Origin of the sequence: Asticcacaulis solisilvae (assembly GCF_017875235.1) — a bacterium.
GTDB classification, from domain to species: Bacteria; Pseudomonadota; Alphaproteobacteria; order Caulobacterales; family Caulobacteraceae; genus Asticcacaulis; species Asticcacaulis solisilvae_A.
In genome coordinates this window covers 166,494-192,976 of the sequence record NZ_JAGGMI010000006.1, presented here as the reverse complement: position 1 = coordinate 192,976, position 26,483 = coordinate 166,494, and the positions used below count along the sequence as shown (strand labels likewise).

20 protein-coding genes are annotated in these 26,483 nt (G+C 62.0%); 15 read left to right on the top strand and 5 right to left on the bottom strand.

Annotated elements, in window-relative coordinates; all coding sequences use genetic code 11:
* Window positions 1-68: 68 nt before the first annotated feature.
* The 5 genes from rbfA to J2X24_RS12065 all read left to right on the top strand — a co-directional run bounded on the left by rbfA (window position 69) and on the right by J2X24_RS12065 (window position 5,423).
* The gene (gene rbfA, locus J2X24_RS12085) at window positions 69-560 is read left to right on the top strand and encodes a 30S ribosome-binding factor RbfA (protein ID WP_404977824.1); all 492 of its coding nucleotides are present in this window, start codon (window positions 69-71) and stop codon (window positions 558-560) included.
* Between the two features lie 178 nt (window positions 561-738).
* Window positions 739-1,689 (top strand): tRNA pseudouridine(55) synthase TruB, encoded by a 951-nt coding sequence (gene truB / locus J2X24_RS12080; protein ID WP_209721659.1) that lies wholly within the window; start codon window positions 739-741, stop codon window positions 1,687-1,689.
* 23 nt (window positions 1,690-1,712) lie between these two features.
* Window positions 1,713-1,982: a 30S ribosomal protein S15 gene (rpsO, locus tag J2X24_RS12075; RefSeq protein WP_209721655.1), complete on the top strand. Its 270-nt coding sequence runs from the start codon at window positions 1,713-1,715 to the stop codon at window positions 1,980-1,982.
* Window positions 1,983-2,333: 351 nt separating this feature from the next.
* Window positions 2,334-4,589, top strand: a complete 2,256-nt coding sequence (gene pnp / locus J2X24_RS12070) for a polyribonucleotide nucleotidyltransferase (protein ID WP_209721652.1) — start codon at window positions 2,334-2,336, stop codon at window positions 4,587-4,589.
* A gap of 162 nt (window positions 4,590-4,751) precedes the next feature.
* On the top strand, window positions 4,752-5,423 hold the full coding sequence (locus J2X24_RS12065; RefSeq protein WP_209721649.1) for a pentapeptide repeat-containing protein: 672 nt from the start codon (window positions 4,752-4,754) through the stop codon (window positions 5,421-5,423).
* Window positions 5,424-5,572: 149 nt separating this feature from the next.
* On the opposite strand, the gene J2X24_RS12060 is transcribed toward J2X24_RS12065, so the two are convergent.
* Entirely contained in the window at window positions 5,573-7,042 is a 1,470-nt protein-coding gene (locus tag J2X24_RS12060; protein WP_209721646.1) for an ankyrin repeat domain-containing protein, read from the bottom strand.
* Between the two features lie 311 nt (window positions 7,043-7,353).
* Here J2X24_RS12060 and J2X24_RS12055 point away from each other — a divergent pair, with 311 nt between their 5' ends.
* The 3 genes from J2X24_RS12055 (at window position 7,354) to rplS (ending at window position 11,088) form a co-directional block, all read left to right on the top strand.
* Window positions 7,354-9,690, top strand: a complete 2,337-nt coding sequence (locus J2X24_RS12055; RefSeq protein WP_209721643.1) for a TonB-dependent receptor — start codon at window positions 7,354-7,356, stop codon at window positions 9,688-9,690.
* A gap of 178 nt (window positions 9,691-9,868) precedes the next feature.
* A complete protein-coding gene (gene trmD / locus J2X24_RS12050; RefSeq protein ID WP_209721639.1) occupies window positions 9,869-10,585 on the top strand; it encodes a tRNA (guanosine(37)-N1)-methyltransferase TrmD in 717 nt (238 codons plus the stop codon).
* A 59-nt stretch (window positions 10,586-10,644) separates the two neighbouring features.
* The gene (gene rplS / locus J2X24_RS12045) at window positions 10,645-11,088 is read left to right on the top strand and encodes a 50S ribosomal protein L19 (protein WP_209721636.1); all 444 of its coding nucleotides are present in this window, start codon (window positions 10,645-10,647) and stop codon (window positions 11,086-11,088) included.
* Window positions 11,089-11,281: 193 nt separating this feature from the next.
* Here rplS and J2X24_RS12040 read toward each other — a convergent pair whose 3' ends face one another.
* A complete protein-coding gene (locus J2X24_RS12040; RefSeq protein WP_209721633.1) occupies window positions 11,282-12,217 on the bottom strand; it encodes a hypothetical protein in 936 nt (311 codons plus the stop codon).
* Window positions 12,218-12,593: 376 nt separating this feature from the next.
* On the opposite strand from J2X24_RS12040, the gene J2X24_RS12035 reads away from it, so the two are divergent.
* From J2X24_RS12035 to trxA, 7 genes are all read left to right on the top strand, one after another.
* On the top strand, window positions 12,594-13,418 hold the full coding sequence (locus J2X24_RS12035) for a GNAT family N-acetyltransferase (protein ID WP_209721629.1): 825 nt from the start codon (window positions 12,594-12,596) through the stop codon (window positions 13,416-13,418).
* 187 nt (window positions 13,419-13,605) lie between these two features.
* Window positions 13,606-14,115 carry a tRNA (adenosine(37)-N6)-threonylcarbamoyltransferase complex ATPase subunit type 1 TsaE gene (gene tsaE, locus J2X24_RS12030; protein WP_209721625.1) on the top strand — a complete coding sequence of 170 codons (510 nt, stop codon included), beginning with the start codon at window positions 13,606-13,608 and terminating at the stop codon, window positions 14,113-14,115.
* On the top strand, window positions 14,115-15,212 hold the full coding sequence (amgK, locus tag J2X24_RS12025; protein ID WP_209721622.1) for an N-acetylmuramate/N-acetylglucosamine kinase AmgK: 1,098 nt from the start codon (window positions 14,115-14,117) through the stop codon (window positions 15,210-15,212). The genes tsaE and amgK overlap by 1 nt, the downstream gene beginning before the upstream one ends.
* Window positions 15,209-15,949 (top strand): nucleotidyltransferase family protein, encoded by a 741-nt coding sequence (locus J2X24_RS12020; protein WP_209721619.1) that lies wholly within the window; start codon window positions 15,209-15,211, stop codon window positions 15,947-15,949. Before amgK ends, J2X24_RS12020 begins: the two co-directional genes overlap by 4 nt.
* Window positions 15,946-18,963 carry a double-strand break repair protein AddB gene (gene addB / locus J2X24_RS12015; protein ID WP_209721616.1) on the top strand — a complete coding sequence of 1,006 codons (3,018 nt, stop codon included), beginning with the start codon at window positions 15,946-15,948 and terminating at the stop codon, window positions 18,961-18,963. The genes J2X24_RS12020 and addB overlap by 4 nt, the downstream gene beginning before the upstream one ends.
* Complete coding sequence (gene addA, locus J2X24_RS12010) at window positions 18,960-22,448, top strand: double-strand break repair helicase AddA (protein WP_209721613.1); 3,489 nt, start codon at window positions 18,960-18,962, stop codon at window positions 22,446-22,448. The genes addB and addA overlap by 4 nt, the downstream gene beginning before the upstream one ends.
* A gap of 72 nt (window positions 22,449-22,520) precedes the next feature.
* The gene (trxA, locus tag J2X24_RS12005; protein ID WP_192620519.1) at window positions 22,521-22,847 is read left to right on the top strand and encodes a thioredoxin; all 327 of its coding nucleotides are present in this window, start codon (window positions 22,521-22,523) and stop codon (window positions 22,845-22,847) included.
* A gap of 148 nt (window positions 22,848-22,995) precedes the next feature.
* On the opposite strand, the gene J2X24_RS12000 is transcribed toward trxA, so the two are convergent.
* The 3 genes from J2X24_RS12000 to J2X24_RS11990 all read right to left on the bottom strand — a co-directional run bounded on the left by J2X24_RS12000 (window position 22,996) and on the right by J2X24_RS11990 (window position 26,465).
* Window positions 22,996-24,297: a bifunctional folylpolyglutamate synthase/dihydrofolate synthase gene (locus J2X24_RS12000; protein WP_209721610.1), complete on the bottom strand. Its 1,302-nt coding sequence runs from the start codon at window positions 24,295-24,297 to the stop codon at window positions 22,996-22,998.
* A gap of 95 nt (window positions 24,298-24,392) precedes the next feature.
* The gene (locus J2X24_RS11995; protein WP_209721607.1) at window positions 24,393-25,337 is read right to left on the bottom strand and encodes a TraB/GumN family protein; all 945 of its coding nucleotides are present in this window, start codon (window positions 25,335-25,337) and stop codon (window positions 24,393-24,395) included.
* A 195-nt stretch (window positions 25,338-25,532) separates the two neighbouring features.
* Entirely contained in the window at window positions 25,533-26,465 is a 933-nt protein-coding gene (locus J2X24_RS11990; protein WP_209721604.1) for an acetyl-CoA carboxylase carboxyltransferase subunit beta, read from the bottom strand.
* Window positions 26,466-26,483 lie beyond the last annotated feature (18 nt).

Genomic DNA, 26,483 nt, shown 5'->3' with positions numbered 1-26,483 from the left:
TTCCTATGCATAACCCGACACCGGCATTTTGCGATAGAAAAATCGCCGGAAAAGCCTATATGAGCGGGATGAAACGTAACTCTTACAACGACAAGTCCCAGAAGCGCGCCGGCGATAAGATGCATGGCCGCACATCGGGTGAACTTGGCCCCAGCCAGCGCCAGCTGCGCGCCGGTGAACTGGTGCGTCATGCCCTGGTGGAAATCCTGCGCGAAGAAGAAGTCCACGATGAGGCCCTGCACAACATCTCGATCACCGTGACCGAGGTGCGCTGTTCGCCCGACTTGCGCCACGCCACCGTATTCGTAGAGCCTCTGGGTGCGGGCCTGGGTGGGGTCAGCATCAAACCTGACCAGATCGGCCCGGCGATCGCGGCCTTGAACGCGCACTCAAAGTTCTTTCGCGGCATTCTGGGCCGCCGGATCGACATGAAGTTCACGCCGGACTTGCGCTTCCTGCACGACGAAAGCTTCAATGAGGCTGCAAGGATCGATGCCCTGTTCCTGCGCCCGGACGTGGCGCGTGATCTGCGGCATGATGACGAGGATGAGGAAGATTAAGCAAGAGGCCCCATCACCCCGATGCTAACGCACCGCGGTCCCCCTCCCCATCGCTCCGCGACAGGGAGGAGTGATTGTGCTCCGTTTCTCCTCCCTGTGCGAAGCATGGGAAGGGGGACCATCGAGCAAAGCGAAGATGGTGGTGGGGCCTCTTTCTTTCCAACGACGGACACCCTGAATGGCCCGAAAGAAAAAAGGCGACCCGGTGCATGGCTGGGTCTGTCTCGACAAACCCTATGAGATGACCTCGACCGCTGCCGTGTCGAAGATCCGCTGGCTGTTCCAGGCCCAAAAGGCGGGCCATGCCGGCACGCTCGACCCTTTGGCGACCGGCATCCTGCCGATCGCCTTGGGCGAAGCGACCAAGACCGTGCCCTACCTGATGGAAGCCGACAAGGTCTACAGCTTCACCATCACCTTTGGCAAAACGACGGATTCGTATGATGCCGAAGGCGCGGTAACGGCGCAGTCCGATGCCCGCCCGACGCGCGAAGCCCTGGAGGCCATTCTGCCGAACTATATCGGCGTCATCGAACAGGTGCCGCCGGCCTTTTCGGCCATCAAGGTCGATGGCAAGCGCGCCTATGACCTGGCGCGTCAAGGTGTTGAAGTCGAACTGAAGGCGCGGGAAATCGAAGTCTTCGACCTGACGCTCGACGCTTTCGACACTGAAACCGCCACCCTGACGCTTCACTGCGGCAAGGGCACCTATGTCCGTTCCGTCGCCCGCGACCTGTGCGCGGACTTAGGCGTTTGCGGTCATGTTTCGATGCTCCGGCGCGAGGCGGTAGGCGCATTTGCAACAAAGAACGCAATAACACTGGAAAAGCTGACCGATTTAGTGCATAGAGGCGCCGCTTTTGACGCTTTGCTTGGCGTAGAGACAGCGCTGGACGACATCCCGGCCCTGCCTGTGACGCAAGACGAGGCCCAGAAGCTGAAGCAAGGCCGCGATCTTGCCCTTTTGCCCCGTCAGTTAGCGACTGTCACCGAGGCCCTCGAAGCCCGCCGCGAGGCCGGTTTTGAAGCGTTCTCCGACACGGTCCAGGCGGTGGTGGACGGACAGGTCATCGCACTTTGCGAATTGCGCGGCGGGAAAGTCTTCCCGACGCGTATTTTGAACCTTTAATCCTAAGTCATAGGAGTTACCCGATGTCGATTACTGCTGATCGCAAGACAGAAGTCATCAAGACCCACGCCCGTTCCGAAGGCGACACCGGCGGCCCGGAAGTGCAGATCGCTATCCTCAGCGAGCGCATTGCCAACCTGACCGAGCACTTCAAGGAACACAAGAAGGACAACCACAGCCGCCGCGGCCTCCTGAAAATGGTTTCGCAGCGCCGTCGTCTCCTCGACTACCTGAAGGGCCGTGATAACGATCGTTATCAGTCCATCATCCAAACGCTCGGTATCCGCCGCTAAGTTTGAAACCAGGGGCTTGGGGACAACACCTCAAGCCCTTGTTGTTATAAGCATTTCCCGGCGAAGTGCCAAAGTACGTTTCTGGCGGTTCGCCGTTAGGAAATGCGACAAGCAAAAATCTTCGCCTACCGCAGCTGTGCGGCAAACAGCAGGACTGCCCTCGCGAACGGCGAGGTTTACACACCCCGCGAAGCACCGGATGTTTCGCTGATCACACGGACCTGAAGCGTGAATCACAAATAGGTCCTCTCATCGCTGTCCCGATGACAGCTGACCCGTACGGCATGGGGCCAAGCGGGTCTAATGCGCTAAAGCAGCGAAGCGGTAGCGCAAACGTACGAAAGAAACGCAATGTTTGACATCAAAAGAAAATCCATCGACTGGGCCGGACGCAAGCTGACCCTGGAAACGGGCCGTATTGCCCGCCAGGCGGACTCTGCCGTCCTCGCCACCTATGGCGAAACCACCGTGCTGGCGACCGTCGTCTATGCCCGCGCGCCCAAGCCCGGCCAGGACTTCTTCCCGCTGACCGTGAACTATCAGGAAAAGACGTTTGCCGCCGGCAAGATCCCGGGGGGCTATTTCAAGCGCGAGGGCCGTCCTTCGGAAAAGGAAACCCTGGTTTCGCGCCTGATCGACCGTCCGATCCGCCCGCTGTTCGTCAAGGGCTTCAAGAACGAAGTCCAGGTCGTCGCCACCGTCCTGTCGCACGACATGGAAAACGATCCGGATATCGTCGCCATGGTCGCCGCTTCGGCTGCGCTCACCCTGTCGGGCGTGCCGTTCATGGGCCCGATCGGCGGCGCCCGCGTCGGCGTGATCGACGGTGAGTATGTTCTCAACCCGACCCTCGACCAGATGAAGGAATCGGACCTGGATCTCGTCGTCGCCGGTACGTCCGACGCGCTGATGATGGTCGAATCCGAAGCCAAGGAACTTTCGGAAGACAAGATGCTCGGCGCCCTGATGTTCGCGCATGCCGGCATGCAGCCGGTCATCGACGCCATCATCGAAATGGCTGAGCACGCCGCCAAGGAGCCGTTCGAGTTCGAAGCCGAAGACTTCTCGGGCATCGTCAACGCGATCAAGGGCCTGGTCGGTCAGGACATCCGCGACGCCTACACCATCCAGGGCAAGCACGCCCGTCACGACGCCGTCGGCGCCGCCAAGGCCAAGGCCGCTGTCGCCCTTGTGAAGACCGAAGAGAACCCGGACGGCGTCGACGCCAACAAGTTCTCGGCCGCCTTCAAGGAATGTGAAGCCGAAGTCCTGCGTCGCGACATCATCGACCATGGCAAGCGCGTCGACGGCCGCCCGGTCGACAAGGTCCGCGCCATCGTGTCGGAAGTCGGCGTCCTGCCGCGCACCCACGGTTCGGCCCTGTTCACCCGCGGTGAAACGCAAGGGTTGGTCGTTGCCACGCTCGGCACCGGCGACGACGAACAGTTCATTGACGCGCTGGAAGGCACGTACAAGGAAAAGTTCCTGCTGCACTACAACTTCCCTCCGTACTCCGTCGGTGAAACCGGCCGCATGGGTTCGCCCGGCCGCCGCGAAATCGGCCACGGCAAGCTGGCCTGGCGCGCCCTGCGTCCGATGCTGCCGGCAACGGAAGATTTCCCGTACACCATCCGTCTGGTCTCGGAGATCACCGAGTCCAACGGTTCGTCGTCGATGGCGACCGTCTGCGGTGGCTCGCTGGCCCTTATGGACGCCGGCGTGCCGCTGAAGCGTCCGGTTTCGGGTATCGCCATGGGCCTGATCCTGGAAAAGGATGGCTATGCGGTTCTGTCGGACATCCTGGGCGACGAAGATCACCTGGGCGACATGGACTTCAAGGTTGCCGGTACGTCGGAAGGCATCACCTCGCTGCAGATGGACATCAAGGTCCCCGGCATCACCGAGGAGATCATGACCAAGGCGCTGCGTCAGGCCAAGGACGGTCGTCTGCACATCCTGGGCGAAATGAACAAGGCCATTTCGGGCGCCCGCGAAGAGCTGGGTGAATTTGCCCCGAAGATCGAAACGATCAAGATCGCGGTCGACAAGATTCGCGAAGTCATCGGTTCGGGCGGCAAGGTCATCCGCGAAATCGTCGAAAAGACCGGCGCCAAGGTCGACATCCAGGACGACGGCACGATCAAGATCGCCGCTTCGGAACAGTCGAAGATCGACGCCGCGCGCGACTGGATCAAGTCGATTGCGTCGGAGCCGGAAATCGGCGCCATCTACAAGGGCAAGGTCGTGAAGATCGTCGATTTCGGCGCCTTCGTAAACTTCTTCGGCGCCAAGGACGGCCTGGTCCATATCTCGCAGATCAAGCCGGAAAAGATCGCCAAGGTTTCGGACGTCCTCAATGAAGGCGACGAAGTGAAGGTGAAGTTCCTCGGCCTCGACGATCGCGGCAAGACCAAGCTGTCGATGAAGGTTGTCGATCAGGAAACCGGTGAGGACCTGACCGAGAAGCTGGAAGCCGAACGCGCCGAGCGTCAGGCCGCCCGCGCCGCCGCTGGTGAGGACGCCGATGAAGGCGAACTGGAACTGGCCGAAGGCGGTGATCGTCCGGACCGTGGCGACCGCCCGCGTCGCCGTCGTCGTCGCGACTAACGCGGTCGTGTATCGGGGTGAAGGGGCCTGCGGCCCCTTCGTCTTCTTCTATTAAATAAAAAGAGCGGTCCTCGTGAGGGACTGCTCTTTTTATTTATCAGGAGCAGGCGAGGGGTCTCGGACCCCTCGACCCCATAACGCGACGGCGCTAGAACGGGACGCATGGACATCATCGACAAAATCCTCGACCGCGCGGCTATTCAGCAACTGGCCGCTAAAGGCGAACCCGTCACCCTGACTGGCTGCGAACTGGAAGAGGTCGATCTGTCGAACCTTGTCCTCAATGGCTGGGTGTTCGAAGACTGCATTCTAAAGAAGACAAAGTTCGTTTCCGCTAAGCTGGAAAACGCGCAATTCCTCAAATGCAAGGGTGCGCAAGCCGACTTCACCAGCGCGGTCATGAATGAAGCAAAGTTCATCGGTTGTGATTTCAACAATGCGCTGTTTCGCGGCGCGACCCTGGCGCAGTCCGAATTCAAGCGCTGCAAGTTGACCGGTGCGAACTTCAATACGGCCAAAACGCTGGATATCAGTTTTGAGGAATGCCGCCTGAATGATGCGCGTGTGAATGATATTTCGTTCAACAAGCAGCACCTGAAGTCGCTCGATTTTCACAACGCCGATCTTCAGCGCTGCGACTTCCGCAATGCCGTGTTTGAGGATTGTTCATTGCGCGACGCCCTGTTGAACAATGCGCGGTTCGAAGGTGCGGACCTGCGCGGCACGGATATCGGTGGGGTTCGACTGGACGATGCCAAGCGTTTCAAGGGCGCGACGATTTCGAGGGGTCAGGCCGCGGAATTGTTGGCCGAACTAGGACTGAAGGTGCGGTAGTATTCCTTCTCCCCGTAAAACGGGGAGAAGGTGGTCCGCAGGACCGGATGAGGGGCAGAAACTCTTTCAGCGCGTGCGGCTCTGTCCGCTTGCCCCTCAGGCTCGCCGCCCGGCGCCTACCCTCTCCCCGCAAGCGGGGAGAGGGGACTTTAGATGAACCCGTTCTGTCGCAGAACTGCGTCTAACCCGGCATTGCCGCTCGGTGTAGTGCACCCGGCCATCGAACAGCCGGCATTGATCAGCAACCGCGCACCGCGCGCATAGTCGCCGTGCCCGTAGTTGGTTGACCCATGATGCAGGAATCCCGCCGGTGTCGCCTTGTACATCCGGTCCGGCGATTCCAGTGGCGCACCCTCGGAAATCAGCAGCTTCATCATGTTGGCGTCGCCGCGCCAGCACGCATAGTGCAGCGCCGTGATGCCGCCGTCGCCTGCGCTTTCCACCGGCACGCCGGCATCAAGCATTGCCTTGACGGCCTTGAGATTACCCGCCTCGGCCAATTGCGTGAACAGCCGGGCGTTGGCGGGCGAATGCGCGCTTTCCATCGGCACCTCACCGCTGCCGCCGGCAATGACCGTGTCGATGGCGCTGAGACGTGTATCCGCTCCACGCGCCGCTAACAGGTCCGCGACAGCTGTCTGGCCACTGACGATCGCCATGGCATAGGCTGTGCGGCCATCTTCTCGCGCGGCATCGAGATCAGCACCATAATTAATCAGCATGCTGACGATATTTGACGATCGGTTGCGCCGGACGGCCCAATGCAGCGCCGTATCGCCCTCCGCATTGGTTTCGTTGGGGTTGCCGCCGGCCTCCAGCAGCAGGCGCAGCCCTTCCGGGTCCTCGCGGTCGAGCATGTGCCGGATGACATGGCCGTCAACGCTGGCCCCGAATTCCAGCAGCACGCTCAGGCATTCCAGGTCGCGATGCTCGGTGGCGTGATAGAGCGACTCGCCATCATTCGGATCGGCCCCGGCCTCGAGCAGGATACGCGTCAGCTCGGCATTGTTGAGCACACCGCTGGCGCCATAAAGACAGGACAGCGGCCCATGATCGGCAGTAAAGGCCGCGTCCGGATCGGCGTCGCGCGTCAGCAGCAGCCGCGCCGTCAGCGCGATCTTTTGCTCGCGTTCCGCACCCTTGCGGCCGAAGCGCGAGAAGCAGACATAAAGGAGCGGTTCGCACGCCTTCGGACCGGACGGCGCCATAGCCAGGTCCGGATCGAGTTCCAGCGCCGCCGCTACTCGCCCCCAGTCGCCCAGGACCAGTGCCGTGTAGAGCCCGGCTTCGGCGAGCTCCGGATGGTCGGCCAGCATGGCGGCCGCACGCGCTTCGTCCGACAAGGCAGCGTCGATGAACCGGTCGGTCAGGCCTTGAAAGTCCAGGCTGGATTCGATGATGAAGGCCTGGAAGCGTGGCCAGGAGGCAAAGCCCTGTTCGCGGGCGACCGCCAATTGCGCGACGTGCAGGGCTGTGTCGCCATCGGCAAATTTGCGTAACCGCGCATTGGCCTCCGCGTCACCGGAGCGGGCGCGTTTCAGCAGGGCCTTGGCCTGCTTCTTGTAAAATTCGAGATTGAGGTCTGCGGTTTGCGAAAGCTGTTTTGGGATCATGCTCATGACGAACGCCTTATCCGTAATGCCCGGCATGTCCGCGAAAAGAGGGCTGGAAGCTGTTCGTGAGAAACGTAAATGAAGGTGGGAAAATCCCTGCCCGCGGACCGGTTGCGCCCTTACACGCAACGGCAACTATAGCAGGTCAAAATCCATGCGCATAGGCACGATCGAGACGCGGTTCGTGTTTACCTTAGTCAAGTTTACGTAAGGTCAATTTTCTTCGCATGACCGGTTATAAGCGCTTGCGCGAACACGCCAAAGGGACTATCGCGCCCGGCAAGGCCCGCGCAAAGGGTCGTTACCGGGAAAGCTTTATGTCATTGTCATCGCGTCTGTTGGCCGCATCGGCCCTGAGTGGATTTTTGGGTTTTGTTTCCTTCGCGGCGCCAGTCCTGGCGCAAGAAGCATCCGACGAAGTGATCGTGACGGCGCAGAAGAAGCCCGAACGTCTGAGCCGCACGCCGCTGTCGGTGGCGGTGGTCACCGGTGAGGCGATGGACAGGGTTTACGCCCACGACCTGAAAGACCTCCAGACGCTGACGCCGTCGCTGCTGATCACCTCGACGGCCAACGAAGCCCAGACGACGGCGCGCTTGCGCGGCGTGGGCACTGTCGGCGACAATCCCGGCCTGGAATCGTCGGTCGGAGTCGTTATCGACGGCGTCACCCGCGTGCGCACCGCGACTGCCATGAGCGACCTCGGCCCCATCGATCGCATCGAAATCCTCAAAGGCCCGCAGTCGGACGTCTATGGCAAGGGCGCCTCGGCCGGCGTCATCCAGGTCGTGTCGCAGCTGCCGTCGTTCACGCCGTCGCATTCGCTGGCCCTGACTGCCGGCAATATGGGCGCGTTCGGTGTCTCGGCCTACGCCACGGGCGCCCTAAGCGAAGAGTGGGCCGGGTCGCTGAGTCTGGTCAAGCGCCAGCGCGACGGCCAGTACAAGGTTTCGGTCGGCGAAGGCCCGCGCACGCGCACCGATGACGGCGACCAGAACTACTGGTCGGCGCGCGGTCAACTGCTCTATGTGCCGAACGGATCGATGCGCGTCCGCCTGATCGCCGACTACACCAAGCGCGACGAAGTCTGCTGCGTTGGCACAGCTGTCGCCATCGGCGGCACCCGCGCCTATGTCGACAGCCTGGCAACTGACGACGGCACGGCGGCGACGGCCGATGTCCATGCCCGTCGCGCCTGGTCGAACCGCCCGACCGATCAGGAAATCACCGATGCCGGCCTGTCCGCCCAGGTCGATTTGAAGGTCACCGACACTATCCAGCTGACCTCGGTGACTGCTATCCGTCATTGGGACCACGTCAATGGCTATGACGCCGACTTCTCTTCGGCTGACATCTATTACCGCGATCCGGATGGCAGCTTTGGCAACCGCTTCGACACGATCTCGCAGGAAGTTCGCCTGAACGGTACGAACGGCGCGGTCGACTGGATGCTGGGCGTGTTTCTCGACCAGGAAGAGCTGACCCGTCGCGACCAGACCCTCTATGGCGCGGACTACGAAGCCTATATCGGCCTCCTGCTGTCGGCCGGCGCCGACGCCAACCGCGTCTCAACCCTGACCGGCCGTCCGGTCGGCCAATCCTTCGTGCAAGGCCAAGGCGCGCGCGACGTCCATCAGCAGACCGAGCGCAATTTCGCCGTCTTCGGCCACGCTGAATGGGACCTGAGCAACACCCTGTCGGTCCAGGCCGGCGCGCGTCTCAACCGTCAAAACAAGCGGCTGTCGAGCAGCTATACGACGACTGACGGCGGCATCGCCTGTCGCCTGGCCACCGCGTCGAAGGGCACGATCTGCCAGCCGTGGGCCAATCCGGCCTTTACCTCGTACCGTCTGGCTCAGATCAATGGCGAAGACGCCGGCACCGGCTCGCTGCGCCTGAAGTGGCAGGCGACGCCGGCGGTCATGGCCTATGCCTCGCTGTCACAGGGCTGGAAGGGCGCGGGCTTCAACCTCGACCGCGAACAGAAGGCCGATCTGAGCGTCGATACCGATACGTCTTTCAAGGCCGAAACCTCTCAGTCCTATGAGATCGGCGCGAAGGGCCGCTTCTTAGGCAACCGCCTGATCTTCGATGTGGCGGCCTTCGACACCCACTTCCGTAACTTCCAGCTCAACACCTTCCTCGGCACCAACTTCGTCGTCAATTCCGTGCCGCATCTGCGCTCCAAGGGTGTGGAACTGGAAAGCCAGTATCACGTCGGAGCGCTGTCCTTACGTGCCGGCGCCATCTACAACGAAGCGAAGTTCGGCCCCGAAGCCATCCCGGGCCTGGCCCTGGTGCCGAACGGCACGGCGTCGTTCGCGCCGGAATGGTCGGCGGCCTATGGCATCGACTATACGGGCGAGGTCGCCGGTCTGGCGTGGACTGCCACGCTGAACGGCAAGTACAACAGTGACTACAATACCGGCTCGGACCTCAACCCGATCAAGATCCAGAAGGCCTACACGCTCTATGACGGCCAGGTGTCGTTCGGTGCGCCGGACGGCCGCTGGGCGCTGGACCTGTGGGGCCGCAACCTGACCGATGTCGACTACTACCAGGTCGTCTTCTCGGCGCCGTTCCAGGCGGGCACCTTCGACGCCTTTATGGGCCAGCCCCGGACCTATGGACTGACCCTGCGACTGAAGCGCTAATTTGCGTTTAGGCCTGAGTGTGCTAAGGCCGCCAGAGTTATACCCCTCCACCCCTTCGGGGTCCCCCTCCCCATACAATGGGGAGGAGAGCATCTTCCTCCTCCCTATCGAAGATGGGGAGGTGGCAGCCAGCTTGCTGGCTGACGGAGGGGTATTCTTGCTTTAGCCACGAACGCCCATGTCCACGCCCTACGCCGTCACCGTCCTGACCATGTTCCCCGAGGCTTTTCCAGGCCCGCTCGGCGTCTCGCTGATTGGCACATCGTGGAAAGAATCTAACCTCTGGGCCTTGGAAACTCTGGACATTCGCAACTTTTCGAGCGATAAGCGCGGCTTTCTTGACGACACCCCCGCAGGCGGCGGGCCGGGTCAGGTGCTGAAGGCGGATGTCATCGCTAAAGCGCTTGATTCGATTGAGATTTTTGACCGCCCTAAGGTGTACATGTCCGCCCGGGGCCGGCCCCTGACCCAGGCGAAAGTCAAGGAATGGGCCACCGCACCCGGACTGATCGTCCTGTGCGGCCGGTTCGAAGGGGTGGATCAGCGTGTGCTTGACGCGCGCGGGTTCGAGGAGATCAGCGTCGGCGACGCCGTCCTTGCGGGCGGAGAAGCGGCGGCGATGGTGACGATCGAGGCGACGTTGCGGCTTATTCCGGGGGTTCTCGGCGCGGCGGCCAGTCTCGATAATGAAAGCTTCGAGGATGGACTTCTCGAACAGCCGCAATATACGCGGCCCCGTTCGTTCGAAGGCCTCGACATCCCCGAAGTGCTTCTGTCTGGCGATCACAAGAAGATGGCCAAGTGGAAGCACGAACAAAGAGAGGCAACCACGAAGGAGCGGCGTCCGGATCTCTGGGCGGCTTATCTTTCCAAATCACAGGCAAAAGGCACTTAAGCCTCAACAGTGTGCTCAAGCAGCGAAGCGGTAGCACAACTATAATTTAGGAGTTTAACATGAACCTGCTCCAGCAGATCGAAGCCGAAGAAGTCGCCAAGCTGAAGGCTGGCAAGACGCTTCCGGCATTCCAACCGGGCGACACCCTGCGCGTCAACGTCAAGATCAAGGAAGGCGAGCGCGAGCGCGTCCAGGCCTTCGAAGGCGTCTGCATCGCCCGCGCCGGCACCGGCATCAACGAAACTTTCACGGTCCGCAAGATCAGCTTCGGCGAAGGCGTTGAGCGTAAGTTCCCGCTCGTCTCGCCGATGATCGAGTCGATCGAAGTCAAGCGCCGCGGTGTCGTCCGTCGCGCCAAGCTGTACTATCTGCGCGACCGCCGCGGCAAGTCGGCCCGTATCGTCGAGCGTTCGATGAACTCGACGCGCGGCTCGAAGGGCGACGAACTGCGCGCCGCCATGGCCTCGGCCGCCTCTTCGGGCAATGCCGACGCCGAAGCATAATCGCTTCGATATCGAGTAAGAAGAACCCCGCCGGAGCAATCCAGCGGGGTTTTTGTTTGCCTGAATGAAGGATTGAAACTTAGAGCGATATGGCGAAAAGTGCCAAGAAGCGTCTTTGGGGTTTTCGCCTTAAATATCGCGACAAAACAAAAACTTAGATCGGTATGATGTTTCCACTTAAAATCATACCGATCTAGCTGTCCGGGCCGAAGTCCGTCGGATAACGCGTCTGCGTTGTCGTCGTGGTTTCGGTCTTCTTGACCTGCACGGCTGTGGCCGCCGGCTTGGCGGCGGCTGACGCAGGAACCGGCGCCGCTGCGGGAGCGGGCTTTGCGACCGGTGCAGGTGCCGCTTTGGGAGCCGCCTGCGGCACCACGACGGGCGCCGGCGCGGCCTTGGATGCGCTGGACGACGAAGAGCCGAAGGCCGACAGGACGTTTTCCGGGATATTGAACATCGGGCCTTCGCGGCCGGAAATGGTGTTCGGTACGCTCAGGTCTTCGCGGATGAAGTGATAGGCCTTCTCGTTACCGCAGGCGCAGACCTTCAGCATGTTGTTCTGGTCGCGCCAGATGACCAGCGGGTAGGCGACGCGGACATTGTTGGCCGACAGCAGGGTCGACATCTGCGACACATAGGTGCGTGTGGCATCGACAACCGCCGAACGGGCGAAATCATTGTCGGCGATCGGCAGGCCCGTGGCCTTCCAATTGGCGTCGCTCGACATGAACCAGGCCTGGTAGATCGGCCAACTGCGCGTCAGCCACAGCTCGGCGATGGTCGAACGCTCGGCGGCGGTCGAACGTTTCAGGCCCTGGTCGTCGGCCGGCGCGAAGACGATGACGCGCGTGTCGATACCGGCGGCGTCATATTTCGGGAACTCCTGTTCCTGGAAGGCGCGGCAGGTCTCGCAACTGCGGTGCGTGATGACATAGATGGCTTGGGGACCGTTGCCCGGCGAGACATAGCCGGCCTTATCGAGCAGGACCTGGATTTCCGCCTGGTTACGCGTAATCGTCGTCGGGGCATAACGCTGGAACTGGTCCCACCAGATCCAGTATCCCGTGCCGATCAGCGCCGGAATAATGACCACCAGCGCCATGGCCCACAACAGGACTTTCCTGCTCATGAAACTACCCCATCCCTCGTTTTGGCTCTGAACGCTTTGACTACTAAACGCGATGACGACGCACGCAAAGCCGCTCTGCGGACCCGTTAAACCGCGGTCCTGACAGCCCTCACAGAATGGTTAACGCAAATGCGCGGAAAAATCACGGAATTTCGCGCACACCTCCGCAATGCCTGACGGCTCAGGCCTGATTTAGCATGGCCATACATGCAAAAATCACACACACCACGCATGTCACCCATAGGGCGGCGTAGGGCAGGATAGCTTTTGGACGACGGCGGTCTTCGTTTTGGGTCTGAGGATCGGGTTCACTCATACCGGCTACTTAGCATTGAAAAGCCTTGCCAAAAAGCCCCGAACGCGTCAGCACTCACAGATGGCTGGGCGGCAATTGCATATCGTCGAAGAATTGATCCATGAGCGCGCGCCGAAGCTGGTCGGCTCAGCCCTTTGGCCGGCGGTTAAGCCCGTGCTTTATGCCGTTCTCGACTACAGGCGGGCGGTCAGCATGGCCGATGCCGTGGGCACGGTGAGCGGCGACGAGGCCCTGCGCTATATTTCCAGACTGCTGCATCTGAAAGTGACGACGACGGGTCTCGATCGTCTGCCGGCGAGCGGGCGGTGCGTGGTGGTGTGCAATCACCCTACCGGCATTGCCGATGGCATCGCCGTCTATGACGCTGTCATGCAGCGCCGGCCAGACGCAATCTTCTTTGCCAATGCCGACGCCTTGCGCGTCAATCAGCGCTTTGCCGAAAGTCTGATTCCGGTCGAATGGGTCGAGGCCAAACGCACACGGGAGAAGACGCGGGTGACGCTACAGGCCGCAAAGGCCGCGTTTGAGGCTGAGCGCTGTGTGGTTTTGTTTCCAGCCGGGCGGCTGGCGCGGCGCAATGCCGAAGGGGAGCTAGCCGATCCCGCCTGGGCGCCAACGGCGGTGTCGATGGCGCAGAAATACGCAGCGCCGATCGTGCCGATGCATCTGAAGGGGCCGAATTCCTTCTGGTTCCATCTGTTCAACCGCTTTTCCCAAGAACTGCGCGATATTACGCTGTTCCATGAGTTCCTGAACAAGGCGGGGCAAAGGTTCGATCTGACGGTGGGGCCGGTTATCGCGCCCGATGGCGTCGAGACCGAGCGATTGAAGGCCTATGTCGAAGGGGAATTGAGTCTCGACCCCGACCGGCGGTATACGGCCTGATCATGGAAGTTGTGTCCGACATCTCAAGAGGCCCCACCACCATCTACACTTCGCTTGATGGTCCCCCTCCCCATGCTTCGCACAGGGAGGAGATACAGAGCGCGTTCTCTCCTCCCTGTGCGAAGCATGGGGAGGGGGACCGCACAACTGAGCAAAGCGAAGGCGATGCGGTGGTGGGGTATCTTTAATGCAAACGCCGTCGGACTTGTCGAAGATTGACCTCACCCAGCCCCAAACTCTGTGGCTGCCGGACGAAGCCGCCACGACGCAGCTCGGTGCCTTGGTCGCCACGCAGCTAAAAGCCTCCGACGTCCTCTACCTGCACGGCGATCTCGGTATGGGCAAATCATCCCTTGCGCGCGGATTGATCCGTGCCCTGACAAGCCCGGATCAGGACGTGCCGTCGCCGACCTTCACCCTGATCCAGTCCTACGACGCACCGGCTTTCGAAGTCCTCCACCTCGACCTCTACCGCCTGACCTCACCCGACGAGGCTTACGAACTGGGTCTGGATGATGCGCTCTCCCATGCCGTGCTTGTGATCGAATGGCCCGACCGCCTTGGACATTTGGGCTTTGACGACCGGCTGGATATCTGCCTAGAACTGCCCGATAAGACCAATTTTCCGGAGGGACTGATATCTGGCCGTATCGCCAGACTGACCCCCGCCGGGCGTTACCGGGAAGAACAAGCGTAATGAATGACAGAGAGGCGACCAAGCGCCGATTTTTGAGTGCTTCAGGCTTTGGTGATGCCGAGCGCCACCCCCTTCCCGGAGACGCTTCGACCCGCCGCTACGAACGCCTGAAAAAGGGTGCGCAGACCTTCATGCTGATGGATCAGGCGCCGGCGCTCGAAAGCCAGCCCTGCCTGCCGACACAGAACGAAACGGAGCGCCGCGCCTCGGGCTATAACGCCATGGCGCGCCTGGCCGCCGGCCGTATTGAAGCCTTTGTTGCGGCGTCGAACTATCTGCGCGCCCAGGGTTTGTCCGCGCCGGAGATCTATGAGGTCGACGCGCCGAACGGCCTGCTGATCAGCGAGGATTTGGGCGACGATCTGTTCGCCAGCCTGATCGCCTCGGGCCAGGACGAGACGCCCCTCTATCTGTCGGCCATCGCAGCGCTTGCCCGTCTGCATGAACTGACCCCGCCGGATACGCTGGCCAATAAACCTCTTGAATCCGGTTGGCCATTGCTGACCTATGACGACCTGGCGCTGAAGACCGGCGCCGACCTGTTCGTCGAATGGTATCCGCGCTTCGACACGCGCCACTCACTGAGCGACAAGGCTCTGGAAGAATGGGAAGCCCTGTGGGCGCCGTTGCGTCAGCGCTCCGAAGCCGGCGCGACGGTCTTCATCCACCGCGACTATCACGCTGAAAACCTGCTTTGGCTGCCGGAACGCAAGGGTGCTGCGCGCGTCGGCATGATCGACTTCCAGGATGCCCTGCGCGGCCATCCGTCGTGGGATCTGCATTCCCTGCTTCAGGACGCGCGCCGTGACGTCTCGCCGGAGCTGGAAAGGGTCGCGCTCGACCACTATTTCGCGCTGCGCCCCGACACCGACGTCCCCGCCTTCATGCAGGGCTATACCGCTCTGGCGACGCTCAATGAGGCGCGCATCCTCGGCATCTTCGCCCGCCTGATCGTGCGCGACCACAAGCCGCGCTATGAAGCCTTCATGCCGCGCATGTGGCGCCACCTCGGCCGCAATCTCGAAGCGCCGAGCATGGAAGGTCTCAAGGACTGGTTCCTGCGCTATGGCTTTTCCGAGAAACTGAAGACGGCATGAGTGTTTCTGAATTTGGCCCTGAAACCGCTTTCGTCCTGGCCGCAGGCCTGGGGACCCGCATGCGGCCCCTGACCGATGACCGGCCCAAGGCCCTGGTTACAGTCGACGGCAAGACGCTGATCGACCATATGCTCGATCGTCTTTCAGAAGTGGGCGTCAAGCGGTTCGTCGTCAACGTCCACTATTTCGCCGACAAGCTGGAAGCACACCTGAAGACGCGCAGCGACCTCGACATCGTTATTTCGGACGAGCGCGGCGCCCTGCTGGAAACCGGCGGCGGGCTGAAACACGCCCGGCCGTTGCTGGGCGACGGTCCCATCTGGATCGCCAATACCGACAGCGTCTGGCAGGAGCACACAGATGGTCAGGCGCTGAAGCAACTGGCCGCGCTATGGAACGAAGGCGGCATGGACGCCGCGCTTTTGCTCGCCGACATGAACCGGTCCACGGGCTTTGATGGCGCGGGTGATTTCTTTATGGACCACGCCCATTGCCTGACCTTCCGTAACGATGCGCCGTCCGCGCCCTACGTCTATATGGGCGTACACATCACCTGGCCCGGTATAGTCGATGACGTCGCTGAACAGGCCTTTTCGCTGTCGAAGCTGTGGCGCAACCTGGCGCCTGAAGGACGTCTGAAGGGCGCGGTCATGGACGGCGACTGGATGCACGTCGGCGACCCCGGCGCCCGCGACGAAGCCGACGCCCGCCTTAAGGTGGCCTGGGAACGGGGATGAACCCGGCCAGCGACATTTTCGGCCGGGCCGGACCGCGCTGGTTCACAATCCCCTCCGGCCGCTGTTTCCTCGACGACCTTGCACTTGGCCTCTGTCAGGCGCTGGACGGCCGACTGGAGCAGGCGACGATCCTGATGCCGACGCGGCGTGGCGCCCGGGCCATGGCGCGCGCCTTTTCGCATCAGGCGCGTGGCAAACCGTTGCTCTTGCCGCAGATTCGCGCGATCGGCGATCTCGACGAAGGCGAGCCGCCGTTCGATCTGGACGCTTTGGGGCTCGATCTGCCGACAGCCCTTTCGCCGGTGCGACGGCGCTTTGAACTGGCGCGGCTGATCGCCGAAAAATACACCGGCATCTCCCACATTTCCGGCCGTCTGGCGCTGGAACTGGCCGACAGTCTGGCGCGCTTCTTCGACTCACTGGCACTCGAAGAGGTTGATGCCGAGGACAAGCTCGACCGCCTGGTCCACAACGAAGGCGAAGATCAGTATAGCCTCGATACTTGGGCCCAGCACTGGCAGCTGTCGGCGCGCTTTCTGGAAATCGCCGTGCGCGAATGGCCACGCCGCTTGCAAATCCTGGGCGCCATGGACCCGTCGCAGCGCCAGGTGGCGCTAATCCGCCGGCTGGTCGATCAATGGCGCGACAATCCACCCGCTACGCCGCTAATCCTGGCAGGCACGACCGGCTCGGCGCCATCGACCGCCGACATGGCCAATGTCGTCGCCAATGCGCGCATGGGGGCGGTGGTGTTGCCGGGGCTCGACCTGTCGCTGGCCGAAGACGCCTGGAAGCAGATCGAAGAGTCGCATCCGCAATCGACGCTGAAACGGCTGATCGACCGCCACAAGGTGCCGCGCGCCGAGGTTCAGGTCTGGCCGGCCTCGCTCGATGCCGACCGCCGCGCGCAATCGCGCCGCCGCCTGCTCAATGAAGCCCTGCGCCCGGCCGAAGCGACCAAGGACTGGCGCGCCCAGATCGCCATCCTGAAGCAGGAAGGCGCGCGCACGGTCGAAGAGGGTTTGGAAGGCCTTTACGAGATCGATACCGCGCGCGATGAAGACGCCGCCAGCGTCATCGCGCTCTTGATGCGTGAGGCCCTGGAAACGCCGGACAAGACGGTGGCCCTGGTGACCCCCGACCTCAGCCTGTCACGGCGCGTATCGGCGCGGTTGTCGCGCTGGGGACTGGTGGCAGACGCCTCGGGCGGTGAGCCCCTGTTCAGCAGCCTGACCGGCCGTTTCCTGCACGATCTGGTGGGATTGGTGCTCGAACCGCATGATCCGGTGCTTTTGCTCAGTCTGTGGCGCAATCCGCTGTGCCGTTTTGCCGAAGAGCAGGGTCTGAGCGATCTTGAAAAATACGGTTTACGCGGGGCGCGGCCTAACGGTCTCGATACTATTGAAGCGCGTTTGAAGGCGGCCGACAAGCTGCATCCGAATGCACTTACTCTGTGGACGGACTATTGTGATGCCATCACGCCGATCCTCGACCAGCCCTTCACCAATTTCGGGGCCTCGCTGACCCTGTTTTCGATCGTCGCTCAGAGTCTGGCGCGCAATGCTGACGCCCTGTGGGCCGGGGCAGCCGGATCGTTGGCCTCGTCGCTGATCGCCGAACTGATGCACGAAGGCGCGGGTTACGCCATCAATAGCCCGCGCGAATTCGCCGATATTCTCACCCACATCCTGCGCGACGCCAAGGTCCGCACCGGCGGCAACACCCACCCGCGCCTGCAAATCCTGGGCGCTATCGAAGCGCGGATCATCAAGGCCGACCGCATCATCCTGGCGGGTCTCGAAGAAGGCGTGTGGCCCCAGGCGCCGGACATCGACCCCTTCCTGTCGCGGCCAATGCGCAAGAAACTGGGCCTGCCGACGCCTGAACGCCGCATTGGCCTGTCGGCACACGACTTTTTGCAGGCGGCCGCATCGCCGGAAGCCTATCTGATCACGCGCCGCCGTCGCGAAGGCGAGCCGCAGGTCCAGTCGCGCTGGTTGTGGCGGCTGAAAACCCTGTGCGAGGGCGCCGGCGTTACCATCCCGACACGGCCCGAGGTCCAGGACTGGTCGCGCGCGCTTGACTGCGGGCTGAAGGACAAGCCGGCCTCGCTGCGCCCCGCGCGCCAGCCCGATCCGAAGCCGCCCGTCGAAGCGCGGCCGGATAGTCTGTCGGTCACTGAGGTCGAGGTCTTTGTCCGCGACCCCTACGCCATCTACGCCAAGCGGGTGCTGGGCCTGCGTACTATGGACCGGCCGAACGAGCCCGTCGAGGCAAGACAACGCGGCACCGCCATCCACGCCAGCCTGGAGCAGTTTGTCGAAAACGATACGCCGCTCGGTGAAGAGGGCGTGCGCCGCCTGACCGGCCTGCTGGAGAGCGAACTGGCCAACACCCACTATTCGCCGGCACAGCTGGAGCTGCAAAAGCCGCTGCTGCCGACTATGGCGCGCAAATATGTCGAGTTCGAAGCCGAGCGCCGCGCAGCCAGGCCGAAACTGCTGATCGAAGGCGCGGGCGAGATTGCATTCAATGTTCGTGGCCGGCCATTTACGCTCAAAGCGCGCGCGGATCGGCTGGAAGTGCGCGACGACGCCGTCGATATCGTCGACTTCAAGACGGGCTATCCGGCCTCGCTGAAACAGGTTCTGGCTGGCTTTTATCCGCAGCTGACCCTGACCGCGGCCATCCTGCGCCACGGTGGGTTTAAAGGCATTTCGGGCAAGGAAGTCGGCGACATGATGTATGTCCGCGTCGCTTCCGATCAGGTGACGCCACGCGGCATCTACGAGAAGGGCGTACCCAATGCCGATCTTGCCGAAGCCGCGCTTAACAGTCTCAAACGCCGCCTTGAGATCTATATGGACCCCGACATGGGCTATCGCTCATGGATCGCGCCGCAGTTCCTGAAGACGCGCGGCGGTGATTACGATCAGCTGGCGCGGCTCTACGAATGGCACGTGCTGGGCGAAGACGATGCGGGCGAAAGCAGCGAAGACGGGGGAGAGGTATGATCCCCAATCCGCAAAATATCGCCGCCGACCCCAAGGCATCGTGCTTCCTGACCGCCAATGCCGGGTCGGGCAAGACGTCCACGCTCGTAAACCGCGTGGCGCGGTTGCTGCTGCGCGGCGCCCAGCCGGACCGCATCCTGTGCGTCACCTACACCAAGGCCGCGGCAGCTGAAATGCAGGCGCGCCTGTTCGAACGGCTTGGCCATTGGGCGGTTGCCGAAGACGACAAGCTGGCCGAAGACCTGGCGGCGATCGATGAAAACCCCCGCGATCTGGCCAATGCCCGCGCCCTGTTCGCCAAGGCGCTTGAGACGCCGGGCGGGCTGAAGATCCAGACCATCCATGCCTTCTGCGAAAAACTGCTGCGCCGGTTTCCGCTCGAGGCCGGATTGTCGCCGGCCTTTTCGGTCATCGACGATTTTCAGTCGGCCGAGATTGAAGAAAGCGCAGCCTCCGATCTTTTGATCCTGCCGACTCAGGCGCCGGTCATCGAAGCGCGCACCCGGTTGATTTCCAAGCTTAAACCCTTCGGTTTCGAAAAGCTGCTGGGTCAATTTATTGCGCAGCATGACGACATTGCGCTGGCCTTTGATGCCTTGCGCGACCGGCATCCTGACTGGCAGGCCGAAATCTTCCGCAGCCTCGGTATCGACACGCCGTGCACCACACATGATTGCCTGCAGGCCTATGCCGACCGGATTGAATGGCAGATCATCAAGGACCTGGCGCAGTCGCTTAAGCTGGGCAGCACCAAGACCAACACCGAGGCGGGCCAGGCGCTGCTCGACCTCTACATGGCCTATAATGACGGTCGTGGTTTTGACTTCGACACCTTGAAGACCGTCTTCTTCACCAAGACCGGCGATCCGCGCAAAAACCCCTACACCAAGGAAACCTCGGCCAGCGACGCCATCCTGCTCGACCGTCTCTTTGCGGAGGTTCTGGAGTTGGCCGAACGGCTAAAAGCGGTCGAAATCGCCGCTAATACGCTCGATGCGCTCTATCTCTTCATCGCCTTCAGCACCTTTTACAAGGAAGCCAAGGGCGATGTCGGCGGGCTCGATTTCCAGGACCTGATCAACCACTCGCGCAACCTGCTGACGCGCGATGGCATGGCTGCCTGGGTGCTATTCAAGCTCGATGAGGGCCTGGAACATATTCTGGTCGATGAAGCGCAGGACACATCCGAAGACCAATGGGCGATCGTCGGCGCCCTGACCGATGAGTTCTTCTCGGGCCACGGCCGCACGTCGCAGACGCGCACTGTCTTTGCCGTCGGCGACGAAAAACAGTCGATCTATGGCTTTCAAGGCGCGGAGCCGTCCCAATTCCTCGAACAGGGCCAACGTTACAAACAGGTGATCGATGCCGCCGGCGAAACATTCGTCGCGCCGCAGCTGACGCAAAGCTGGCGCTCGCTGCCGCAAGTGCTAGGCTTTGTCGATACCGTCTTCGATCGTTCGGACCTGGCCGAGGCGCTGAACTTTACCGGCAAGGCCATCGTCCATGAGGCACGCCGTTCCGAAGCCCCGGCCTGCGTCGAGCTGTGGCCGCAGGTCCAGCCGATCGATGCGGCGGAACGTGATGCCGACGACCTCTATGAAGCACGCGCCGTCGACGATCCCGGCCAGGCCCACCCGGCCAAACGGCTGGCGCGACAGCTGGCGGCGACGATCGCCGACGAAATCGCAGCGGGCCGCAGCGTCTGGGACCGCGCCAAACGCACGCGCCGGCCGCTGCACGCCGGCGATATCCTGATCCTGGTGCGTAAGCGCGACATCCTGTTCGAACATATCATCCGGGAACTGAAGGTCGCCGGTGTGGCCGTGTCGGGCGCCGACCGGCTGAAGCTCGGTGAACACATCGCCTTTCAGGACCTGCGCGCCCTGATGCGCTTCTGCCTCCAGCCAAAGGACGACCTGGCCCTGGCCTGCGTGTTGCGCAGCCCGTTGTGCGACGTCAGCGAGGACGAGCTGTTCCAGCTTGCCTATGGTCGCCGCACCTCGCTGTGGGGGGCACTGATCGATGCACGTGGCGAAGAGGGCCCGATCGCTGATGCACGCATTCTGCTGTTGTGGGCGCTTGACGCCTCGAACAAGCTCCCGGCGTTTGACTTCCTGTCGCGCGTACTCAACCGCCGTGACGCCGTCGGGCGCAGCATGAAGCAGCGCTTCCTGACGCGGCTGGGTGACGAATGCGAGGATGTGCTGGAGGAGACGCTGCAACTGGCGCTGAAGGTTGAAGGCGCGGGCGCCAACAGCCTGTCGGAATGCCTGAACCTGTTCGAGTTCAATGCATCTGAAATCAAGCGCGAGCAGGAAGAGGGCGGCCGCAGCGTCCGGGTGATGACGGTTCATGGCTCCAAGGGGCTTGAGGCGCCGTGGGTTATCCTGCCGATCGCGCCCCAGCACAAGTCGGCGCGGCGCGAAGACCTGCTGCTGACCGATTCCGACGGCCGGCTCTATCTCTGCATAGGGGGCCGCAAATGCGATGTCCCGGCGATCACCGATATCCGCAACGCCACGGCGCTCAAGGACGACCAGGAAAGCTTGCGGCTGTTCTACGTGGCGTTGACGCGGGCGCGCGACCGCCTGACGCTGTGCGCCTACGCCGGCAAGCGCGCCGCACCGGTCGCCAACTTTCCTGGCTGGTACGACCTGGCGCGCGACGCTTTTGGCCGCATGGTCACGCAGGATGAAGCGATGAAACTGGTCGCGCCGTTCGACGACGCCGACCAGACCGAAGAGGCGGTGGTGCAGGTCTTCGGTGAACGCGCTCCTTTGGTGCCGGCCGAAGCGCGCGTCGTTGCGGCCCAGGTCAAGTTGCCTGACTGGGTTACTGCCCTGGTCGCCCAGGCCGATATCGAGTCCGAACGCTGGCAGGCGATCTCGCAGATGGGCGATGAGGACCGCGAAGCCGACGAACCCGCGCCATCTCCGCTGGAAACCGCCAATGGCATCGGCCGCTACCGGCGGGGTAACCTGATCCACAAGCTGTTCGAAATGCTGCCGGACGTATCGCCTGACATGCGCGAAGCCGTGGCGCGCCGTTTCCTCAACCGCCAGACCGACCTTAATGACGATCAGCGCGCCGAGATGCGCCAGGCCGTCATGACGGTCCTGAACGACGACCGTTTTGCCGAAGCCTTCGGGCCGGCCTCGCGCGCCGAAGTCGCCCTGGCCGGCCAGATCGGCGAGACTGATACGGGTGCGGCCATCATGTTGTCCGGCCGTATAGACCGGCTGGTTGTCACGCCGCAACGCGTCCTGGTCATCGACTACAAGTCCAATCGCCCGGCGCCCGATCGCGCCGAGGACGCCGCCGTCGCCTATCAGCGCCAGATGGCCGGCTATGTGGCGCTGCTGCGCGGCATCTATCCGGAACGGAAAGTGGAGGCGGCATTGTTATGGACGGACGGCCCGAAGCTGACGCCCTTAAGTGAGACCTTAGTAAATCTCAGGCTTGCCGAAATTCTGTCACGTTGATTTTTGACACGGCGACAATTACATATCTTTCACGTTTGAGAGTGCAGCACGTGCTGCGAAAGGAAAGCCATCATGGGCACCCACAAGATTACCGACGAATCGTTTGAAGCCGACGTGCTGAAGTCCGACACTCCGGTGTTGGTCGATTTCTGGGCGGAGTGGTGCGGGCCGTGTAAGCAGATCGCGCCAATTCTGGAAGAAGTCGCCGAAGGCCTGGGCGAAAAGGTCAAGATCGCCAAGCTCAACATCGAAGACTCGCCAATGACCCCATCGCGCTTCGGCGTGCGTGGCATCCCGACCATGATCCTGTTCAAGAATGGCCAGATGACCTCGATGAAGGTCGGCGCCATGCCCAAAGCCAAATTGTTGGAGTGGTTGGGCGAAAACTCGATCGCGTGATCTTCCCTTCTCCCCTCTTTGCCTGCCGGCGAGGCCGGGGAGAAGGTGGTCCGTAGGACCGGATGAGGGGCTAAAACTGTTTCCGCGCATGTCGCTCTGTCCGATTGCCCCTCTCCCTAACCCTCTCCCCGTAAACGGGGAGAGGGAACTAGACAGGCCACGTGTCCGGCGACATCGCCAGGACATCGCCGGCCAGATAGAGCGAACCGCAGATTAATACGCGGTGGGCGCTGTCGGGCAAGGCGGAAATGACATCCAGAGGGCTTGAGGCGACGACCGCTTCGAGCCCTTTGCTTTTTGCGGCAGCGACCAGATCAGCGGGCGCAATGGCGGCGTCGGATGAGAAGCCGACGCAGGCAAAGCGCGCGTCGAGGCCTTCGAACGACGCGAAGAACTCGCCGCCGTCCTTGGTATTGATCAGACCACAGATGACCTGCAAGGGCTTGGGATCGCGCAGCTGTAGCCCATCGATGAAGTTTCGCAGCGCCCGTGCGGCATGGGGGTTATGCCCGCCGTCGAGCCACAGTTCGGACGCGGGATCGGACAGGGCCTCAAATAGCGGTCCAGCCTTGATCTGTTGCAGTCGCCCGGGCCAGGTAACGGTTTGCAGTCCCTTGTCAATGGCTTCGGGCGTCAGACCCAGCATCAGCGCAGCCTTGACCGCTACCCCGGCATTGCCAATCTGATGCGCGCCGGCCAGACGCGGGAGCGACAGGTCATAGAACGCGTCCTCGTCCTGAAATGCCAATCGTCCGTGTTCGGACCATGCGTCGAAGCCTTCACCCATTGAAGTCAGCGTCACGCCGAGTTTCAGCGCCTGCCGTTCCAGGGCGGCGGCGGCTTCGTCGGGCTGACGCGATGACAGGGCGGGGGTGCCACGCTTGAAAATACCGGCCTTCTGGCGCGCAATCTGGTTCAGTTCATCGCCCAAAAAGCCCTGATGGTCGTAGTCGATCGGCGTGATGATCGTCAGCTTCGGGTGGGTGACGATATTGGTGGCGTCGAGCATCCCGCCCAGGCCCGTTTCCAGCAGCAGCAGGTCCGCCGGCGTTTCGGAAAAGGCCAGGAAGGCCGCGGCGGTCGTCGACTCGAAGAAGGTCAGGGGTTGGCCATAGTTGGCGATTTCGACGCGGTTGAGCACATCGGTCAGATAGTCGTCGTTGATCAGCTTGCCTGCCAGCCGGATACGCTCAGCAAAGCGCACCAGATGCGGCGACGTATAGACATGAACGCGCAAGCCTTGTGCTTCGCCCATGGCGCGCAAATAGGCCAGGGTCGAGCCCTTGCCGTTTGTTCCCGCGACATGGACGACGGGTGGCAGCTTGTCCTGCGGATCACCCAGCGCCGCGCACACCCGCAGCATACGATCGAGATTGAGATCGATCAGCTTGGGGTGCAGGGCTTTCAGCCGTTCCAGCGGCGCGTCGAAGGGCAGGAGGCGGTCGGTCATGTGGCAGGCTTTAAAGCATGCTCCGAAAAAGTGGAAACCGGTTTTTCGGGCCAAGCATGCGACCAGTAAAAAATCTGGTTAGACGAGCCTGTCCATCACATCTCCGGTTCGGAAATGTCGTCGCCCTTGGCTTTCAACCGCTCCAGCGCGCCATCGGGTCGCAGAAGGACGCTTAAGGGAACGGCGATGACGCTCTTGCCGGGCTTGGCCAGGGCCGCGTCGATGGCCGACACCGTGTCGTCCGTGGCGCGGTCGAGCATGGCGCGGGTCGAGGATGCCCCTTCCAGGCAGGCCAGGGTCGCGGAGCTGGGCGAATTGGCGCGTGCGGTCAGGAGATCGGCGTTAGCCCAAGCCGTCATGGCTTTTTTTGCATGGCTTGTGGCGAAGTCGATCTCGTTGAGCGTTGAGGCGACACACGCGTTACGCGCCTCCTTGCTCATGTCACCCAGCTTGCCGATCAGGCTGGAGGCCGAGTATTTGGCCACGGGCCTCATCGGTGTTTTGCGGTCGCGCGCCATGAAGATCAGCATTTTTTCCGGGTCATTGGTGCTGAGGCCATGTTTTTCATAGACATCCTCGCGCAGCTTCATGACGGCGTAGACGGGCGAATAGTCCTTGTAGTCCTTGGGATCGAGACCGTTCTTCTCCGCGATACGCCAGAACTTGCCGCCTGTCTTGCCAGGCAGGACATCATAAAGCGATTTGAACGGACCATTGCCCTTGGCGAACTGCCAGCGGGTAAAGGCGATTGGTCCGGCCTTGGCTTCGGGTCCGGTCAGCAGCACGTTGGCGCGGTCGAGGATCTTGCCCATGCGCGTGCGGTCCCAGTCGTAGCGGCGGACCATGACGGGCAGGCCGCCCAGAATATAGACCTCCGAGTCGCCACGCTTGACGCGCCACAACGCCGGGCCGGGATAGCGCTTGGTGATGACGACGGCGTTCGGGTCCCACTCTTCCTCAGCCGAGGTTTGTTCCTGCGCCAGGGCGGGCAGGGGAATTAGGAGAGCGACGATGAGCAGGGCAGAAAATAGATTACGCATGGCATGTCCTCGATACCATGAGCCTACATGGAAATGCGCTCAAAATTAAGGTGCTAGGACATGTATCGGGGTGTGGGGTCCGCGACCCCACAAACCTTTCTCAGACCAAAAGAAAAGCCCTCGTCCTTAAGGGGGCGGGGCTTTCGTTTGGTTCAGGAAGACTTTGGGCCTCAGGCCCCAAACCCCGATACTTATCTATGCGGCCTTACGACGCCCGCTCATCAGCATCGACATCAAGGCGCCCAGCACTTCCGGCAGCTCCGAGCGCGGCACCACGCGGTCGACCATACCCTTTTCGACCAGGTATTCCGAACGCTGGAAGCCTTCCGGCAGCTTTTCACGGATCGTCGTTTCGATAACGCGCGGACCGGCAAAGCCGATCAACGCACCGGGCTCGGCCAGGTGGATATCACCCAGCATGGCGTAGGACGCCGTGACACCGCCGGTGGTCGGGTCGGTCAGCACGACGATATAGGGCAGCTGCGCCGCCTTCATTTCATTGATGGCCAGGGTCGTGCGCGCCATCTGCATCAGCGACAAGGCGCCTTCCTGCATGCGGGCGCCGCCGGCGGCCGTATAGGCGACCATCGGGCACTTGCGTTCGATCGCGGCCTTGGCGGCGGCGATAAAGCCTTCACCGGCCGCCATGCCGAGAGACCCGCCCATGAAGGCGAAGTCCTGAACCAGCACGATGCAGTCCACGCCCTGGACCTTGCCATAGCCGATGGCCATGACGTCCTTTTCGCCGGTCGCCGCACGCGCCTGCTTCAGGCGCTCGCTATAAGCCTTGCCGTCGGAAAAATGCAGCGGGTCCTCAACCACGTCCGGTGTCGGCAGGCTTTCGAACTGGCCGTCATCGAAGGTGTATTTCATGCGCGCGGCCGGGCCGATGCGCATATGGCGGCCGGAAGGCGTCACCCACAGGGCGGCTTCCAGGTCCGAACGATAGATCATATCACCGGTGTCGGGATCCTTGACCCAGAGGTTTTCCGGGGTTTCGCCACGGCGATTGACCAGCTTGGAGACGCCGGGCGCGATCTTGGCCAGCCACCCGCCACGCTCACGGCGTTCGGCGGGCTTGGCGGCGGGCGGAAGCTTCGGACCCTTGGTGGAATCAGCCATTGCCATATGTCTTTGCTACTCCTG

What these genes read in the sequence shown, in the direction of transcription:
- J2X24_RS12035 (WP_209721629.1), top strand. Translation starts at nt 12,594, where the DNA reads ATGGCTGGGCGGCAATTGCATATCGTCGAAGAATTGATCCATGAGCGC.
- addB (WP_209721616.1), top strand. Translation starts at nt 15,946, where the DNA reads ATGAACCCGGCCAGCGACATTTTCGGCCGGGCCGGACCGCGCTGGTTC.
- rplS (WP_209721636.1), top strand. Translation starts at nt 10,645, where the DNA reads ATGAACCTGCTCCAGCAGATCGAAGCCGAAGAAGTCGCCAAGCTGAAG.
- J2X24_RS12000 (WP_209721610.1), bottom strand. Translation starts at nt 24,297, where the DNA reads ATGACCGACCGCCTCCTGCCCTTCGACGCGCCGCTGGAACGGCTGAAA.
- J2X24_RS12040 (WP_209721633.1), bottom strand. Translation starts at nt 12,217, where the DNA reads ATGAGCAGGAAAGTCCTGTTGTGGGCCATGGCGCTGGTGGTCATTATT.
- amgK (WP_209721622.1), top strand. Translation starts at nt 14,115, where the DNA reads ATGAATGACAGAGAGGCGACCAAGCGCCGATTTTTGAGTGCTTCAGGC.
- J2X24_RS12055 (WP_209721643.1), top strand. Translation starts at nt 7,354, where the DNA reads ATGTCATTGTCATCGCGTCTGTTGGCCGCATCGGCCCTGAGTGGATTT.
- trmD (WP_209721639.1), top strand. Translation starts at nt 9,869, where the DNA reads ATGTCCACGCCCTACGCCGTCACCGTCCTGACCATGTTCCCCGAGGCT.
- truB (WP_209721659.1), top strand. Translation starts at nt 739, where the DNA reads ATGGCCCGAAAGAAAAAAGGCGACCCGGTGCATGGCTGGGTCTGTCTC.
- pnp (WP_209721652.1), top strand. Translation starts at nt 2,334, where the DNA reads ATGTTTGACATCAAAAGAAAATCCATCGACTGGGCCGGACGCAAGCTG.
- J2X24_RS12020 (WP_209721619.1), top strand. Translation starts at nt 15,209, where the DNA reads ATGAGTGTTTCTGAATTTGGCCCTGAAACCGCTTTCGTCCTGGCCGCA.
- J2X24_RS11995 (WP_209721607.1), bottom strand. Translation starts at nt 25,337, where the DNA reads ATGCGTAATCTATTTTCTGCCCTGCTCATCGTCGCTCTCCTAATTCCC.
- J2X24_RS12060 (WP_209721646.1), bottom strand. Translation starts at nt 7,042, where the DNA reads ATGAGCATGATCCCAAAACAGCTTTCGCAAACCGCAGACCTCAATCTC.
- rbfA (WP_404977824.1), top strand. Translation starts at nt 69, where the DNA reads ATGAAACGTAACTCTTACAACGACAAGTCCCAGAAGCGCGCCGGCGAT.
- tsaE (WP_209721625.1), top strand. Translation starts at nt 13,606, where the DNA reads ATGCAAACGCCGTCGGACTTGTCGAAGATTGACCTCACCCAGCCCCAA.
- addA (WP_209721613.1), top strand. Translation starts at nt 18,960, where the DNA reads ATGATCCCCAATCCGCAAAATATCGCCGCCGACCCCAAGGCATCGTGC.
- J2X24_RS11990 (WP_209721604.1), bottom strand. Translation starts at nt 26,465, where the DNA reads ATGGCAATGGCTGATTCCACCAAGGGTCCGAAGCTTCCGCCCGCCGCC.
- trxA (WP_192620519.1), top strand. Translation starts at nt 22,521, where the DNA reads ATGGGCACCCACAAGATTACCGACGAATCGTTTGAAGCCGACGTGCTG.
- rpsO (WP_209721655.1), top strand. Translation starts at nt 1,713, where the DNA reads ATGTCGATTACTGCTGATCGCAAGACAGAAGTCATCAAGACCCACGCC.
- J2X24_RS12065 (WP_209721649.1), top strand. Translation starts at nt 4,752, where the DNA reads ATGGACATCATCGACAAAATCCTCGACCGCGCGGCTATTCAGCAACTG.